This window comes from Bacillus cereus group sp. BfR-BA-01382, assembly GCF_022663475.1.
GTDB classification, from domain to species: domain Bacteria; phylum Bacillota; class Bacilli; order Bacillales; family Bacillaceae_G; genus Bacillus_A; species Bacillus_A thuringiensis_S.
Genome location: NZ_JAKUFQ010000059.1, coordinates 17,451 through 32,515 on the forward strand (window position 1 = coordinate 17,451; position 15,065 = coordinate 32,515).

The window sequence follows — 15,065 nt, forward strand, 5'->3', positions numbered from 1 at the left end:
GGAAATCTATCAAAATACAAAAAGAAGATAATTACCGTATATAAATAAGGTAATTATCTTCTTTTTGTTATTTTTAATGTAAATCACGATATACGCCAATTACTTTCCCGATAACTGACACTTGTTTTAAAATGATAGGTTCTAATGAAGAGTTTTCTGGTTGTAGACGGAAATGGTCTTTTTCTTTATAGAAACGTTTAACAGTTGCTTCGTTATCTTCTGTTAAAGCGACTACAATTTCACCATTATATGCAGACTGTTGTTGGCGAACAACAACTAAATCTCCATCGAAAATACCAGCTTCAATCATACTATCTCCAGAAATACGTAACATGAACACTTGGTCTGCTCCGGAAACAATGCTAGCTGGAAGTGGGAAATGTTCCTCTACGCTTTCGACCGCTGTAATTGGTAAACCAGCAGTAACTTTTCCGACAATTGGAACTTGAATAACAGATTGTGTTTCCGTATCCATTCGGTCTTCGCCTAAAATTTCAATGGCACGTGGTTTTGTTGGATCGCGTCGAATGTATCCTTTTTCTTCTAATCGTGATAAATGTCCGTGCACTGTAGAACTAGAAGCGAGGCCGACTGCTTGACCAATTTCACGTACGGAAGGTGGATATCCTTTTTCTTGTACTTTTAGCTTAATAAAGTCGAGAATGTCTTGCTGGCGTTTCGTTAACTTTTCCATGTTTTCTAACACCTCGTTTTCTTTCATTTTTCTTATTAATAAGTATAACATGTGAAAAAACATTCTACAAACATAAGTTCGAACAAATGGCAGATTTATGTTACACTATAGGGAAATGATAGGGAGAAAGAGGGGTTCAAAATGAATGCAATTATTTATGCACGTGTGAGTACAACGAAAGAAGCGCAAGAAACATCATTATTACGTCAAAAAGATGAATTATTGCATTTAGCTGAGCGCTATCAAATGAATGTTACTAAGGTGATTGAAGAGCAGGCTAGTGGGTATACAATTGAACGTGACGGTATATTAGAGGTGTTAGATACAATTCGGGACGAACAAATTGATGTGTTACTTATACAAGATGAAACGCGCCTTGGTAGAGGGAATGCGAAGATTGCATTAATGCATTGTTTACATAAAGAAGGCATAAAAGTATATACACATACACATAATGGTGAATTACAATTGTCGGATTCTGATTCGATGGTATTAGATATTATTGGTATTGTTGAAGAATATCAAAGGAAGATTCATAACTTGAAAATTAAACGAGGTATGCAACGTGCAGTAGAAAAAGGTTATCGTCCAGAAAATAATTTAAAAAATCGTCATTTAAGTGTAGGAAGAGAGAAAAAAGAAGTGCCAATTGAGGAAATTGTACGTTTGCGAAAAAGTGAACTCACGTTTGAAGAAATTGCAGCAACACTACGTGGATTTGGTCATAATGTTTCAAAGGCGACTGTACATCGTAGATATGTAGAGTATACGAAGCAATTGCTTGATAAAGAAGAGTAACTATTGTATGATAATAATCAGTTTTGATTAGAAGGGGGATTCGAGATGATTAATCACGAACTCGTTGAACGCATTAACTTCTTAGCGAAAAAAGCAAAAGCTGAAGGTTTAACTGAAGAAGAGCAACGTGAGCGTCAATCGCTACGTGAACAATATTTAAAAGGATTTCGTCAAAATATGTTAAACGAACTTAAAGGTATTAAAGTTGTTAACGAAGAAGGTACAGATGTTACACCGACGAAATTAAAAGCTTTAAAAAAGCAAGATAATGCAAAATTAAATTAAAAGATGGGCGAAGCCCATCTTTTTTATTTGTAAAAATCCTTATTTAATAACTTTCCAGTTGTTATTAACGGTTGCTTCTATCGTTCTATGTTCCAATATATAATTAGCGATAAGTTCAGACATATCAGTGGGTATATCTTTTACTATCGGTTTGTTTTGAAACATAAAGAAATTTCCCCCGCCACTTGCACGATAATTATTCATTACAACGTCATATTCGTCATTCATATTAAGAGGAGCACTTTTATGCTGTAAAGATTCTACTCTTTCACCAATTGGTTTTGAAATGTTTAATACATATGAAATCCCTTCCCACATATCATAATTATAATGTTGTGGCTTTGGTTCTATGTAGGTAGGGCTTACGATGATGGATCCATCTGTTTTTAATGTGAAATAAGAAGCAGAGAGTTCAAGAGCATCTTTTATATCTGCTCCAGTTATTCTAATTACTTTTAATGTGTTTGGATAAATATAATTAGAAACGATGTCACGCATTGTTACATGTTCTGGGAAGCCTGGAGATGTATTATGGAACAAACTTGTACAAGAAATTGATACATTAGCTATATCCATCTGTATTTTATTTATGAACTCGATAAAAGGATGATCATGCAAACGAGTTTGCATAGCATCTGAAATTTGCATGTCCCCCTCAATAATTCCAATAGGTTGATCAAGCCACTTTTGTGTTTTCTCTTCGTAATCGGCTACCAATGAAAGTACATCTTGGTCCGCTGCAACCCCTTGTACAGATAATAATTCAGAAGAACTCTCTTTTTTCACCCATTTATGTTTCATTTTTTCGAATGTTACTTTTACTTTTCCAACTGAGTGTCCATTGCATCCGGTCTGTAAAATTGTTACACCGTTAGCCATTGTGTGAGAAATGTCTCGGTGTTGATGACCTGTTAGTAAAAGATCTATGCCTTCAATTTCCTGGCACATTGCATATCCTTGGTTTTCACCTGTTAACACTTCAGTCGGTTCCCCGGTTTGTAAATCACTTTCAAATCCACCGTGATAGGCTACGACTAATAAATCTGGTTTCTCGTGTTCGTGAATATAAGAAACCCATTTTTTTGTAGTCTCTAATGCATCTTCAAATAGTAAATCTTTAATATGATGGGCCTGTTCCCAATTTGGGATGTAATGTGTTGTTACCCCTAAAATAGCAATTTTTATATTTGATTCAATCTGTTTGATTATATAAGGTTTTCCGAAATAGGGTTTCTTTATGTTTTTATCTAAAATGTTTGCTGATAGGTACGGGAAGTTCGCAGTAGTCACAGCATTATTTAATATGTCCATCCCGTAATTAAATTCATGATTGCCGATAACTGCAGCATCATACTGTAGGTAATTCGCTAATAAGGACATTGGGTTTTTTTTGTTTTTTTCGTATGTAACATAATGATAAGTAAATGGTGTTCCTTGAATGAAGTCACCATTATCAATTAAAAGAACGTTTGTATTTTGGGAACGTTCTTTTTTTATAAGAGTAGAAATTTTAGCTAAACCAAGTTCTGCCGGGGAGTTATCTTGGTAGTAAATGGGATAAACAGTGCCATGTATATCGCTTGTTAATAAGATGTTTAAAGTTACAGTTTGATTTTGTTCCAATATGACTCACCTTTTCTATTGTTATCTTCCAATTCATCATATCAAATATGTGAAGTGAATTTTGATGTGAATGTATAGAATGTGTAAAGATTCTGTAAATAACAAATTGTGCATCAAAATATGTGATATATTTCTTCATGTTTACGGAAGCTTATTTCATAACAAGAAAAATGGAGGCATTAATATGTTGAAAAAAGTTTTTGCAATGAGTACAACAGTTGTACTAGCGGCGGGATTATTAAGTGGCTGCGGAGCGAAAGAATCAAGTGCAAGTAAAAATGAAGATACGAAAAAAGGTTATGTACCAAAGACCTTAAATGTTCAATTTGTTCCTTCTCAAAATGCGGATACGCTAGAGGCGAAGGCAAAACCATTGGAAAAGCTATTAAGCGATAAATTAAATATTCCGGTAAAAGTTAGTATTTCAACTAACTACAATACAATTGTAGAAGCGATGGCATCTAAACAAGTAGATGTAGGGTTTTTACCGCCAACAGCGTACGTGTTAGCACATGAAAAGAAGGCTGCTAATGTAATTTTGCAAGCACAACGTTTTGGAGTAGAGGATGAAACAGGAGCTCCTACAAAAGATTTAGTAGACTATTATAAATCTGAGTTTGTTGTTAAAAAAGACTCTAATATAAATAGTGTAAAAGATTTAAAAGGTAAAAAAATTGGTTATCAAGATGTAACATCATCAGCAGGATATGTATGGCCTGCAGCTGTTCTATTAAAAGAGGGAATTGATCCGCTAAAGGATGTGAAACCTGTTACATTAAAAGGCCATGATCAGTCACTTATTGCACTTTTAAATGGTGATGTAGATGCAGCTGTTGTATTCCAAGATGCTCGTAATATTGTAAAAAAAGATTATCCGAATATATTTGATCAAACGAAAATAGTGAAATTTACTGAGAAAATTCCGAACGATACAATTTCTGTACGCTCGGATTTAGATGCAGAGTGGAGTAAGAAATTACAAGATGCTTTCATTGAAATTGGAAAAAATGAGGAAGGCCGTAAAATCATTAAAGAAGTATATTCCCATGAAGGATATATTAAATCTGATGATAGTAAATTTGATATTGTTCGTGAATATGGAAAGACAGTGAAGACGCAATAATACATAGTGAAATGGCGGCTAGCTGGAAGGTGTGAGATTTCAGTTAGTTTGCCGTTTTTTAGTTATTGATAATACATTGAAAGTAGGTAAGATGTGTGATAGAGTTTCGAAATGTTTCCAAAATGTATCCGAATGGCACAAAGGGATTGAATAATATAAATTTAAAGATTCAAAAAGGTGAGTTTATTGTAATGGTCGGATTATCCGGAGCCGGAAAATCTACACTTCTCAGATCCGTAAATCGTCTTCATGAGATTACCGAAGGAGAAATCATTATTGAAGGTGAGTCTATTACTTCTGCGAAAGGAAAAGGATTAAGGCGTATGCGCCGGGATATCGGTATGATCTTCCAAAGTTTTAACCTTGTAAAGCGATCAACAGTATTAAAAAATGTATTAGCTGGTCGTGTTGGATATCATTCCACACTACGTACAACGTTAGGTTTGTTTCCGAAAGAAGATGTGGAGCTCGCATTTCAAGCATTAAAAAGAGTGAATATTTTAGAAAAAGCATATGCACGTGCTGATGAATTATCAGGAGGACAACAGCAACGTGTATCGATAGCTAGAGCATTGGCGCAAGAAGCAAAAATCATATTGGCAGATGAGCCTGTTGCATCGTTAGATCCACTTACGACAAAGCAAGTGCTAGATGATTTGAAAAAAATTAATGAAGATTTTGGAATCACGACAATTGTAAATTTACATTCTATTGATTTGGCTAGACAATATGCGACACGCATTATCGGATTACATGCAGGTGAAATTGTTTTTGACGGTTTAGTAGAAGAAGCAACGGATGAAAAATTTGCTGAAATTTATGGGGACGTTGCTCAGAAAAGCGAATTATTAGAGGTGGCAGTAAAATGAATGACATGACGATATATTCAAATGAAATACCGAAGCCGCCGAGTAAATTGAAACATATGTTAACGTTTATTTTAGTTATTTTAATGCTGTGGAGTAGTAGTGTACAAGTAGATGCATCATTTTCAAAACTGGTAGACGGTTTTCCAAATATGGTAGATCTATTGAAAGAAATGGTGCCACCTGATTGGAGTTATTTTCAAGTTATTACAACAGCGATGTTAGATACAATACGTATGGCGATTATTGGGACGACCTTAGGAGCGATTTTAGCTATTCCACTTGCATTGTTTGCAGCAAGTAATGTGTTTACTAACACATTTTTATATAGTCCAGCTCGAATGATTTTAAATTTTATACGAACGATACCAGATTTATTATTGGCGGCTATTTTCGTAGCGATTTTTGGAATTGGGCCACTTCCAGGTATTTTGGCTCTTACTTTTTTTTCAATTGGACTTGTAGCGAAATTGTTGTATGAATCAATTGAATCAATTGACCCTAGCCCACTAGAAGCGATGACAGCTGTAGGGGCTACTAAGGTGCAATGGATTGTTTATGGAGTCATTCCACAAGTAAAAGCACACTTTGTTTCCTATGTACTATATACATTTGAGGTGAATGTACGTGCAGCGGCTGTCCTAGGTTTAGTAGGAGCAGGTGGTATTGGACTATATTATGATCGTACACTTGGATTTTTACAATATCAACAAACTGCTTCTATAATTATTTATACCCTTATTGTTGTTTTGTTAATTGACTACATTAGTACATTGTTGCGGGAGAAACTATAATGAATAGAACGACGATGATTGTGCCAAAACCGAAGAAACTGAGTGTATATCGCTGGGTTATTTTTATAGCAATTACATTTGTTTATGTTTGGGCCTTTTCAGGAGTACCATTAGAAGGGATAAAGGACACAGCAGGTGAAATCACGAAAGCAATTATGACAGGGGTATTGAATCCAGACTGGTCGTATGTATCTTTGCCAGATGGTGAAGATTTATTGCATGGATTAATTGATACGTTGGCAATTGCGATATTAGGTACATTTATTTCTGCATTTTTATCTGTTCCGTTTGCCTTTTGGGCGGCAACGAATATGAGTAGTGGAAAATTAACTTCAGGATCTGGAAAATTTGTACTTAGTTTTGTTCGTACGTTTCCTGAATTAGTTATGGCTCTTTTATTTATAAAAGCTGTTGGTCCAGGCTCTTTTGCAGGAGTATTAGCCTTAGGATTACATTCTATTGGAATGTTAGGAAAACTATATTCAGAAGGAATTGAAAACATAGATAAAGGACCGACGGAAGCGTTACTAGCAACAGGAGCAAACCGTTTTCAAATACTTTGGTATGCAGTGTTACCACAAGTGTTACCAGACTTTCTATCGTATACGTTATACAGATTTGAAATTAATGTACGATCCGCTGCGATTTTAGGGGTTATCGGAGCAGGAGGGATTGGTACACCTTTAATTTTTGCGCTGAGTTCACGGAATTGGTCTCGTGTTGGGATTATTTTATTAGGTATTATTTTAATGGTAATTATAATTGATTTGATTTCAAGTTCGATTCGCAAACGGATTGTTTAACTTATTTGAAAAGCATCGAAGTTAGATGCTTTTTATATTTTTAAAAACGTATTTAAAAACGTAAGTATAGAAGAAATTTGTATAAATATACAGATAATTCTCTTTCTTTTTAAAATAAAAATAATGAAAAAGTATGTCATATTGAATGCCCATACATTCCCGGAAACATTGATTTTTTTATAAAAAATCAAAAAAATATCAACATATTTGTCGATACATGTTGTATAATCTTGCGTGGGAAGCTATCATATAAATGTATAAAACGTTTACTAATATAAGCGAAGGGAAGAATAGCATGTCACATTCAATCGAACAACTTTCTATCAACACGATTCGCACATTATCCATCGATGCGATTGAAAAAGCAAACTCTGGTCACCCAGGAATGCCAATGGGTGCAGCACCAATGGCTTATACATTATGGACTCAATTTATGAAACACAATCCAAATAACCCAACGTGGTTTAACCGTGATCGTTTCGTATTATCTGCAGGTCATGGTTCAATGTTATTATACAGCCTACTTCATCTATCTGGTTATGATGTAACAATGGATGACTTAAAGAACTTCCGTCAATGGGGAAGCAAAACTCCAGGACATCCTGAGTACGGTCATACAGCTGGTGTAGATGCAACGACTGGTCCACTTGGACAAGGTATTGCAACTGCTGTAGGTATGGCAATGGCTGAAAGACATTTAGCTGCTAAATATAACCGTGATGCGTATAATGTAGTAGATCATTATACATACGCTATTTGTGGTGATGGAGATTTAATGGAGGGCGTTTCTGCTGAAGCATCTTCATTAGCTGCTCATTTACAATTAGGTCGTCTTGTTGTGCTTTATGATTCAAACGATATTTCATTAGATGGCGATTTAAATCGTTCATTCTCTGAAAGTGTAGAAGATCGTTACAAAGCATACGGATGGCAAGTGATCCGTGTTGAGGATGGAAATGATATTGAAGCAATCGCGAAAGCAATTGAAGAAGCGAAAGCTGACGAAAAACGCCCAACGCTAATTGAAGTAAGAACGACAATTGGTTTCGGTTCTCCAAACAAATCAGGAAAATCAGCTTCACATGGTTCTCCACTTGGTGTAGAAGAAACAAAATTAACGAAAGAAGCATATGCTTGGACTGCTGAACAAGACTTCCACGTAGCAGAAGAGGTATACGACAACTTCCGTAAAACAGTACAAGATGTTGGTGAAACTACGCAAGCAGAGTGGAACACTATGCTAGGTGAATATGCGCAAGCATACCCAGAATTAGCAAACGAATTCCAAGCAGCAATGAACGGTCAACTTCCAGAAGGTTGGGAGCAAAACTTACCAACTTATGAATTAGGATCAAAAGCAGCAACTCGTAATTCTTCTGGTGCTGTAATTAATGCAATTGCAGAGTCTGTACCATCATTCTTCGGTGGATCTGCTGACCTTGCTGGTTCTAACAAAACATACATGAATAACGAAAAAGACTTTACAAGAGACGATTACAGCGGTAAAAACATTTGGTACGGTGTACGTGAGTTCGCAATGGGTGCAGCAATGAACGGTATTGCATTACATGGCGGTTTAAAAACTTACGGTGGTACGTTCTTCGTATTCTCTGATTACTTACGTCCAGCAATTCGCCTTGCAGCATTAATGCAATTGCCAGTAACGTATGTATTCACACATGACAGTATCGCTGTTGGTGAAGATGGTCCAACACATGAACCAGTCGAACAATTAGCAGCGCTTCGTGCAATGCCGAACGTTTCTGTTATCCGTCCAGCTGATGGTAACGAATCTGTTGCAGCTTGGAGACTGGCTTTAGAATCTACAAACAAACCAACTGCTTTAGTATTAACTCGTCAAGACCTTCCAACATTAGAAGGTGCAAAAGATGATACGTATGAAAAAGTAGCAAAAGGTGCATATGTAGTTTCTGCAAGCAAGAAAGAAACGGCTGATGTTATCTTACTTGCAACTGGGTCTGAAGTAAGCCTAGCTGTTGAAGCTCAAAAAGCATTAGCAGCGGACGGCGTTGACGCAGCTGTTGTCAGCATGCCATCTATGGATCGTTTTGAAGCTCAACCTGCAGAGTACAAAGAATCTGTATTACCAAAAGCAGTAACAAAACGTTTCGCAATCGAAATGGGTGCTACATTCGGATGGCACCGTTACGTAGGTCTTGAAGGAGATGTGTTAGGTATCGATACATTCGGTGCTTCTGCTCCTGGTGAGAAGATTATGGAAGAGTATGGATTTACTGTAGAGAACGTTGTTCGTAAAGTAAAAGAAATGCTTTAATGATTTCAGAAAAATCTCTCCGGCATGGAGAGATTTTTCTATGTAAATGAGTTTTTTCGACAGAAAAAGTTTTTTATCTCTCCGCAGTCAGACAATCATTGCAAATTTTCTTATATATAATGAAGGGAAAAGGTTGTCCAGATTGGGAGGGGAAAAATGAAAACGTATGAATTGTATTTAATTCAAGAGGATATTGCGAAATCTTATTTTGGTCGTGAATATTTGTTTTTTGATTTATTTGCTCGATTTTCAGAATCTGGGTCCCTTTCGGAGAAAAAAGTGTTATATAAACAAATGATGTATATAACGAAACCATTGCAAGTAATGAAAATTCATCATAAATTAGAACAAGCTTTGCGCGTTCTTGGTAAATATGATAGAACACATCATACACATACACTTTATACGGGAGCGGAGTACGGTGAAATAATGGTGAAACCGCACTATATTCGTATGAATACCTCTGGAAATGTCTCTATGGAAACGACTTTCTTTGAGGTGTTAAGAAAGTGTGAATTAACATTTTTAGCTATGGATTATGAAAATACAAAGTACGGATGGCTGAATCCTCTAAAACAAGTACGAACATATGTGTAAAAAATGTCGAATTGTATCTTGTCTTATTGAAAAGGTTTTAGTACACTGTAAGGTAGACAACATGAAGGAGGAAAATATATGCCAATTTGGTTAGGTATTCTAGTGGGCGTAGTAGCACTAGTAGCAGGCGTGGCGTTAGGATTTTTCATTGCCCGCAAATACATGATGAATTACTTACAAAAAAATCCACCAATTAACGAACAAATGTTAAAAATGATGATGATGCAAATGGGACAAAAACCTTCCCAAAAGAAAATCAATCAAATGATGAGCGCGATGAACAAGCAACAAATGAAATAAGCGCTAAAAGACACTCACTAAGAGTGTCTTTCTTTTTGTTAGTTACAGTTTTTAAAACTTTTAAAAATTCTGTATTTTTGGTAAACTGAAAACATCGCTCATTTTAAGGGAGGAGGAAAAAAATGAAAGTGTTTATGAATTTAGCGTGGTTTTTTAAACAAGAAAAACGAGCGTACATAACCGGAATTATTTTATTATTTGGCGTTGCACTTTTAGAGCTCGTAGCACCAAAAGTAATTGGAATCGTTGTAGATGAAATTAATGATGAAACATTGACGACCGATAAGTTACTAAAATGGGTTGTACTATTAGTAATTGTAGGTATTACGATGTACATATTGCGTTACATATGGCGTATTATGATTTTCGGGTCTTCGTTAAAATTAGCTCGCCAATTACGAAAAAATTTATATGAACATTTTACAAAGATGAGTCCATCTTTCTATCAGTCAAATCGAACAGGTGATTTAATGGCACATGCGACTAATGATATTCAAGCAATCCAGCAAACTGCTGGAGCGGGTGTTTTAACGCTTGTTGATTCATTAGCTGTTGGGGGATGTGTACTCGTAGCGATGGGTTTTACAATTAGTTGGAAGTTAACATTGTTAAGTTTAATTCCGATGCCGATTGTAGCCATTTCGACAAATTATTATGGAACGTTATTACATAAAAGGTTTCATAAAGCACAGCAATCGTTTTCGGAAATTAATGATAAAGTGCAAGAGAGTATGAGTGGAATGAAAGTGATTCGATCGCTTGGACAAGAGAAAGAAGATTTGCAGGCGTTTCGAAAAAAATCAGAAGATGTTGTGCATAAAAATGTGTTAGTTGCACGTATTGATTCGTTATTTGATCCGACAATCGCTCTTATCGTTGGATTTTCTTTTTTAATTGCAGTATGTTACGGATCGGTATTAGTTGTAAGAGGTGAATTAACAGTAGGTGATCTCGTTACATTTACGACATATTTAGGTACCCTCGTTTGGCCAATGTTAGCGTTTGGATGGTTGTTCAATATTATGGAGCGTGGGCGTGCTTCATATGACCGTGTAGAAAAAATTCTTTCACAAAAATCAGATGTAGTAAATAGAGAAAATGCTGTACATACGATAGCGAGCGGTAATGTTTCATTTGCCATTGATTCATTTTCGTATAAGAAAAATGAACTGTTACATTTAAACGATATTCACTTTGATTTGAAGAAGGGCGAAACGCTAGGAGTTGTAGGACGTACAGGTGCAGGGAAAACGACTTTATTAAAATGTTTAATCCGTGAGTATGATCATTTTAATGGTGAATTAAAAGTTGGGGAGCGAGATATTCGAGATTTAACACTTCATGGTGTCCGTTCTGCCATTTCATATGTGCCGCAAGATCATTTTTTATTTTCAGCAAGTATTGGTGAGAATATTGCCTTTGGAAAGGCGGATGCTACATATAATGAAATTACCCAAGCTGCAGAGATTGCTTGTATTCATAATGATATCCTCCAATTTTCAGAAGGATATGAAACAGTAGTAGGGGAAAGAGGCGTTTCGTTATCTGGTGGTCAAAAACAGCGAATCTCTATTGCTCGTGCTTTATTAACAAATGCTGAAATTTTAATTTTGGATGATTGTTTATCAGCGGTAGATGCAAAAACAGAAGAGACAATTTTAAGTGCCTTAAAGAGGGAAAGAGCAGGGAAAACGACGATTATTACTGCACACCGATTAAGTGCAATTCAGCATGCTAATCTTATTCTTGTTGTTGATGAAGGTAGAATTGTACAAAGAGGTACACATGAGGAATTAATGAAGGAAAACGGCTGGTATAAGGAAATGTATGAAAGCCAGCAATTAGAAGCTTTAGTCGAGAAAGGAGGCGTATGATGGTAGAGAAGAAGCGAAGTGATTTAAGTAGATTGCTTTCTTATATGAAGCCATATAAAGGGTTGCTATCTTTAGCATTTATCTTTTTAGTTGGTGCGACAGTAACGGAAATGATGGGGCCTTTTTTAATTAAACAATTCCTTGATGAACACCTAGTACCGCGGGATTTTGAACGATCAGCACTCGTTACTTTATTTGTAATTTACATAGTTGCTCATTTATTAAAAGTATTATTTACGTATTTAAATCTATTGTACTTTCAGAACATTGCTTTTAAGATTGTTCAAGATATGCGAGTTGAAGTATATGAACATGTTCAAAAGCTGTCATTAAGTTTCTTTGATCGTACGCCAATTGGTACGCTCGTATCTCGTATAACGAATGATACGGAAGCGATTAAAGATTTTTATGTCAGTGTATTATCAACATTTGTGAAAAATGTAGTCTTTTTAGTAGGTATTTTAATAGCGATGTTTTTATTAGATGTAAAATTAGCGTTATTTTCTCTCATATTAATTCCGATAATGTTCGCGATTATGGTATTATATCGCCGGAAAAGTGCAGCTTTTTATTTAGAAGTACGTAATCAACTAAGCGTGTTAAATGCAAAATTGAACGAGTCCATACAAGGAATGAATATTGTTCAAGTGTTCAGACAAGAAAAACGTATGAGAAAAGAGTTTGAAGAAGTGAATAATAAACATTATAGTGCAGGGCGACGTACTTTGAAGTTAGACGCATTACTTTTACGACCAGCTACGGATTTAGTACATATTGTAGCTATTGCGTTAGTACTAGGTTTATTTGGGATTGATGCTTTAAAGAGCCCTGTTGAAGTAGGAGTTTTATATGCTTTTGTTAACTATATACATCGTTTCTTCCAACCTGTAAATGAGATGATGATGAAATTGTCCTTTTTCCAACAGGCACTTGTTTCGTCATCACGTGTATTTCATTTAATGGACGAGAAAGATTTAGCACCGGTTCAAAAAGGCAATGAGAATCCTCAAGTTGTCGATGGAGATATTGAATTTAAAAATGTTACTTTTTCATATGATGGAAAGCGTGACGTTTTAAAAAATGTATCATTTCACGTGAAACAAGGGCAAACGGTTGCTTTTGTTGGGCATACTGGTAGCGGAAAAAGTACGATTATGAATTTGTTAATGCGATTTTATAATATTAAGTCGGGAAATATTGTAATAGACTGTGTAGATTTAGAAAAATTTGAAGAACGAGAAATTAGAAAGAAAATAGGACTCGTATTGCAAGATGCATTTTTATTTGCTGGAAATGTAAAGCAAAATATTCGTATGTATAATGAAGAAATTACGGATGAAGAAGTAAAAGAAGCTGCTCGATTTGTGCAAGCGAATACGTTTATTGAAAAGTTACCAGAGCAGTATGAAACAGAAGTAGTAGAAAGAGGTGCAGCATTTTCAAGCGGTCAACGACAATTAATTGCTTTTGCTAGAACGATAGCAACGAATCCGAAAGTATTAGTATTAGATGAAGCAACAGCTAATATCGATACAGAAACAGAAGAGGCTATTCAAACAGCGTTGCAACAAATGCGAAAAGGTAGAACGACGATAGCCATTGCGCATAGGTTATCTACAATTCAAGATGCAGATCAAATTTTTGTGATGCATGATGGAGAGATAGTAGAAAGAGGAACACATCAAGAATTACTAAGTGAGCAAGGTTTGTATTATAATATGTACTTGTTACAAAATAAAGGGAGTTTGCAAAAGGCCTTGTAAATACAAGGTCTTTTTTATTTTGTATACAAAATATATTTACTCTTTGTTTCTATAGCATAAATGTCGTGTCCTCTTATGAAATTTGTACATATTGTATGTATACGAAGTAAAAAAATTAATAGGAGATTTTATATGCAAAACAGATCGAGTTCAAATGTTACGTTAATTGATGTGTCTCATTGGGAAGGGAATATTGATTGGAATGCAGTGAAGGCATCTGGAATTCCAGCAGCGTATGCAAAAGCGACAGAAGGTGTAAATTACATTGATCCTACTTTTACTAAAAATGTACAAGCAGCCCGAAGTGCGAATGTATTAATTGGTGCATACCATTTTGCACGTCCAGAACAAAATGATGCAATTTCAGAGGCGAAATATTTTGTGAGTATATTACAAAGTAACCAGACAGACTTAATGCCAGTTCTGGATTTAGAATCACCAAAAGATCCGAGTAATAGTAATTTAACTGGTAGCGCTATATCGAATTGGGCAAGAAGCTTCATAAATTATGTGAAACAGGCTACTGGAAAAGATGTAATGTTATATACAGGAGTTTGGTATATTAATGAGTTCGGAATTAGCGGATTAAGTGATATTCCACTTTGGATTGCTAAATACTCGAGTACACCGCCTGCTGATGCTGGTGGATGGACAGCGTGGACAGCATGGCAGTACACAGATTCTGGACAAATTTCAGGTGTAGGAAATTGTGATGTATCAGCTGCAGTTTCACTAGAAGCTTTACAAGGGAATGGAGCAAGTGGTGGAGGGAATGTTTCTCCGCCTAATAATGCAACTCCAGTGTACGGGGTTGCTATAATTAATGGAGATAATGTGAATTTGAGAAGTGGACCATCTTTGCAGTCTAGTGTAATTCGCCAATTGAATCGTGGCGAAACATATGAAGTTTGGGGAGAACAAGATGGATGGCTTTGTTTAGGGACAAATCAGTGGGTATATAATGATCCGAGTTATATTCAGTATAAACATTATGTGGCGACTATTACTGGTGATAATGTAAATTTGCGTGATGCTCCATCATTAAAAGGAAATGTTATAAGACAGTTACATCATGGTGAATCGTATCGAGTATGGAGTAAGCAAGATGGATGGCTTTGCTTAGGGACAAATCAATGGATATACTACGATCCAAGTTATATTCAGTATGGTGTACAATAGAGTGAAAATAAAAGGTGCCCCGTCAGAGGTGCCTTTTATTAAAAATATACAACTTTTACAAAGTCTGTAT

At 35.7% G+C, this 15,065-nt stretch carries 14 protein-coding genes; 12 read left to right on the forward strand and 2 right to left on the reverse strand.

Annotation, left to right across the window (positions count from 1 at the left end; genetic code table 11):
* Positions 1 to 73: 73 nt before the first annotated feature.
* Complete coding sequence (gene lexA / locus MR160_RS21020) at positions 74 to 694, reverse strand: transcriptional repressor LexA (protein ID WP_000413739.1); 621 nt, start codon at positions 692 to 694, stop codon at positions 74 to 76.
* A gap of 141 nt (positions 695 to 835) precedes the next feature.
* Between lexA and MR160_RS21025 the strand changes: the two genes are divergently transcribed.
* Positions 836 to 1,492, forward strand: coding sequence for a YneB family resolvase-like protein (locus tag MR160_RS21025; protein ID WP_000991471.1), 657 nt, complete (start codon positions 836 to 838; stop codon positions 1,490 to 1,492).
* A gap of 45 nt (positions 1,493 to 1,537) precedes the next feature.
* Positions 1,538 to 1,777 (forward strand): DUF896 domain-containing protein, encoded by a 240-nt coding sequence (locus tag MR160_RS21030; protein ID WP_000607015.1) that lies wholly within the window; start codon positions 1,538 to 1,540, stop codon positions 1,775 to 1,777.
* Positions 1,778 to 1,816: 39 nt separating this feature from the next.
* Here MR160_RS21030 and MR160_RS21035 read toward each other — a convergent pair whose 3' ends face one another.
* Positions 1,817 to 3,400 (reverse strand): bifunctional metallophosphatase/5'-nucleotidase, encoded by a 1,584-nt coding sequence (locus MR160_RS21035; RefSeq protein ID WP_000437463.1) that lies wholly within the window; start codon positions 3,398 to 3,400, stop codon positions 1,817 to 1,819.
* Positions 3,401 to 3,584: 184 nt separating this feature from the next.
* On the opposite strand from MR160_RS21035, the gene MR160_RS21040 reads away from it, so the two are divergent.
* From MR160_RS21040 to MR160_RS21085, 10 genes are all read left to right on the forward strand, one after another.
* Complete coding sequence (locus MR160_RS21040; protein ID WP_000915042.1) at positions 3,585 to 4,523, forward strand: phosphate/phosphite/phosphonate ABC transporter substrate-binding protein; 939 nt, start codon at positions 3,585 to 3,587, stop codon at positions 4,521 to 4,523.
* Positions 4,524 to 4,618: 95 nt separating this feature from the next.
* Positions 4,619 to 5,392, forward strand: coding sequence for a phosphonate ABC transporter ATP-binding protein (phnC, locus tag MR160_RS21045; RefSeq protein WP_000569232.1), 774 nt, complete (start codon positions 4,619 to 4,621; stop codon positions 5,390 to 5,392).
* Positions 5,389 to 6,183, forward strand: coding sequence for a phosphonate ABC transporter, permease protein PhnE (phnE, locus tag MR160_RS21050; RefSeq protein ID WP_000999244.1), 795 nt, complete (start codon positions 5,389 to 5,391; stop codon positions 6,181 to 6,183). Before phnC ends, phnE (MR160_RS21050) begins: the two co-directional genes overlap by 4 nt.
* Entirely contained in the window at positions 6,183 to 6,986 is an 804-nt protein-coding gene (phnE, locus tag MR160_RS21055) for a phosphonate ABC transporter, permease protein PhnE (RefSeq protein ID WP_001082385.1), read from the forward strand. Before phnE (MR160_RS21050) ends, phnE (MR160_RS21055) begins: the two co-directional genes overlap by 1 nt.
* Positions 6,987 to 7,281: 295 nt before the next feature.
* Complete coding sequence (gene tkt / locus MR160_RS21060; protein WP_000019774.1) at positions 7,282 to 9,282, forward strand: transketolase; 2,001 nt, start codon at positions 7,282 to 7,284, stop codon at positions 9,280 to 9,282.
* A gap of 156 nt (positions 9,283 to 9,438) precedes the next feature.
* Positions 9,439 to 9,879, forward strand: a complete 441-nt coding sequence (gene sirA / locus MR160_RS21065; protein ID WP_000860652.1) for a sporulation inhibitor of replication protein SirA — start codon at positions 9,439 to 9,441, stop codon at positions 9,877 to 9,879.
* 78 nt (positions 9,880 to 9,957) lie between these two features.
* Complete coding sequence (locus MR160_RS21070) at positions 9,958 to 10,179, forward strand: YneF family protein (RefSeq protein ID WP_001123317.1); 222 nt, start codon at positions 9,958 to 9,960, stop codon at positions 10,177 to 10,179.
* Between the two features lie 122 nt (positions 10,180 to 10,301).
* Positions 10,302 to 12,053: an ABC transporter ATP-binding protein gene (locus MR160_RS21075; RefSeq protein ID WP_000862447.1), complete on the forward strand. Its 1,752-nt coding sequence runs from the start codon at positions 10,302 to 10,304 to the stop codon at positions 12,051 to 12,053.
* Positions 12,053 to 13,816, forward strand: a complete 1,764-nt coding sequence (locus MR160_RS21080; protein WP_000229515.1) for an ABC transporter ATP-binding protein — start codon at positions 12,053 to 12,055, stop codon at positions 13,814 to 13,816. Before MR160_RS21075 ends, MR160_RS21080 begins: the two co-directional genes overlap by 1 nt.
* A 132-nt stretch (positions 13,817 to 13,948) precedes the next feature.
* Complete coding sequence (locus tag MR160_RS21085) at positions 13,949 to 14,995, forward strand: GH25 family lysozyme (RefSeq protein WP_001181414.1); 1,047 nt, start codon at positions 13,949 to 13,951, stop codon at positions 14,993 to 14,995.
* Positions 14,996 to 15,065: the final 70 nt, after the last annotated feature.

Excerpts from the sequence above, each read along its gene's own strand:
- MR160_RS21085 (WP_001181414.1), top strand. The coding sequence starts at position 13,949 with ATGCAAAACAGATCGAGTTCAAATGTTACGTTAATTGATGTGTCTCAT.
- MR160_RS21025 (WP_000991471.1), top strand. The coding sequence starts at position 836 with ATGAATGCAATTATTTATGCACGTGTGAGTACAACGAAAGAAGCGCAA.
- tkt (WP_000019774.1), top strand. The coding sequence starts at position 7,282 with ATGTCACATTCAATCGAACAACTTTCTATCAACACGATTCGCACATTA.
- lexA (WP_000413739.1), bottom strand. The coding sequence starts at position 694 with ATGGAAAAGTTAACGAAACGCCAGCAAGACATTCTCGACTTTATTAAG.
- phnE (WP_000999244.1), top strand. The coding sequence starts at position 5,389 with ATGAATGACATGACGATATATTCAAATGAAATACCGAAGCCGCCGAGT.
- sirA (WP_000860652.1), top strand. The coding sequence starts at position 9,439 with ATGAAAACGTATGAATTGTATTTAATTCAAGAGGATATTGCGAAATCT.
- MR160_RS21040 (WP_000915042.1), top strand. The coding sequence starts at position 3,585 with ATGTTGAAAAAAGTTTTTGCAATGAGTACAACAGTTGTACTAGCGGCG.
- MR160_RS21070 (WP_001123317.1), top strand. The coding sequence starts at position 9,958 with ATGCCAATTTGGTTAGGTATTCTAGTGGGCGTAGTAGCACTAGTAGCA.
- MR160_RS21080 (WP_000229515.1), top strand. The coding sequence starts at position 12,053 with ATGGTAGAGAAGAAGCGAAGTGATTTAAGTAGATTGCTTTCTTATATG.
- MR160_RS21030 (WP_000607015.1), top strand. The coding sequence starts at position 1,538 with ATGATTAATCACGAACTCGTTGAACGCATTAACTTCTTAGCGAAAAAA.
- phnE (WP_001082385.1), top strand. The coding sequence starts at position 6,183 with ATGAATAGAACGACGATGATTGTGCCAAAACCGAAGAAACTGAGTGTA.
- MR160_RS21075 (WP_000862447.1), top strand. The coding sequence starts at position 10,302 with ATGAAAGTGTTTATGAATTTAGCGTGGTTTTTTAAACAAGAAAAACGA.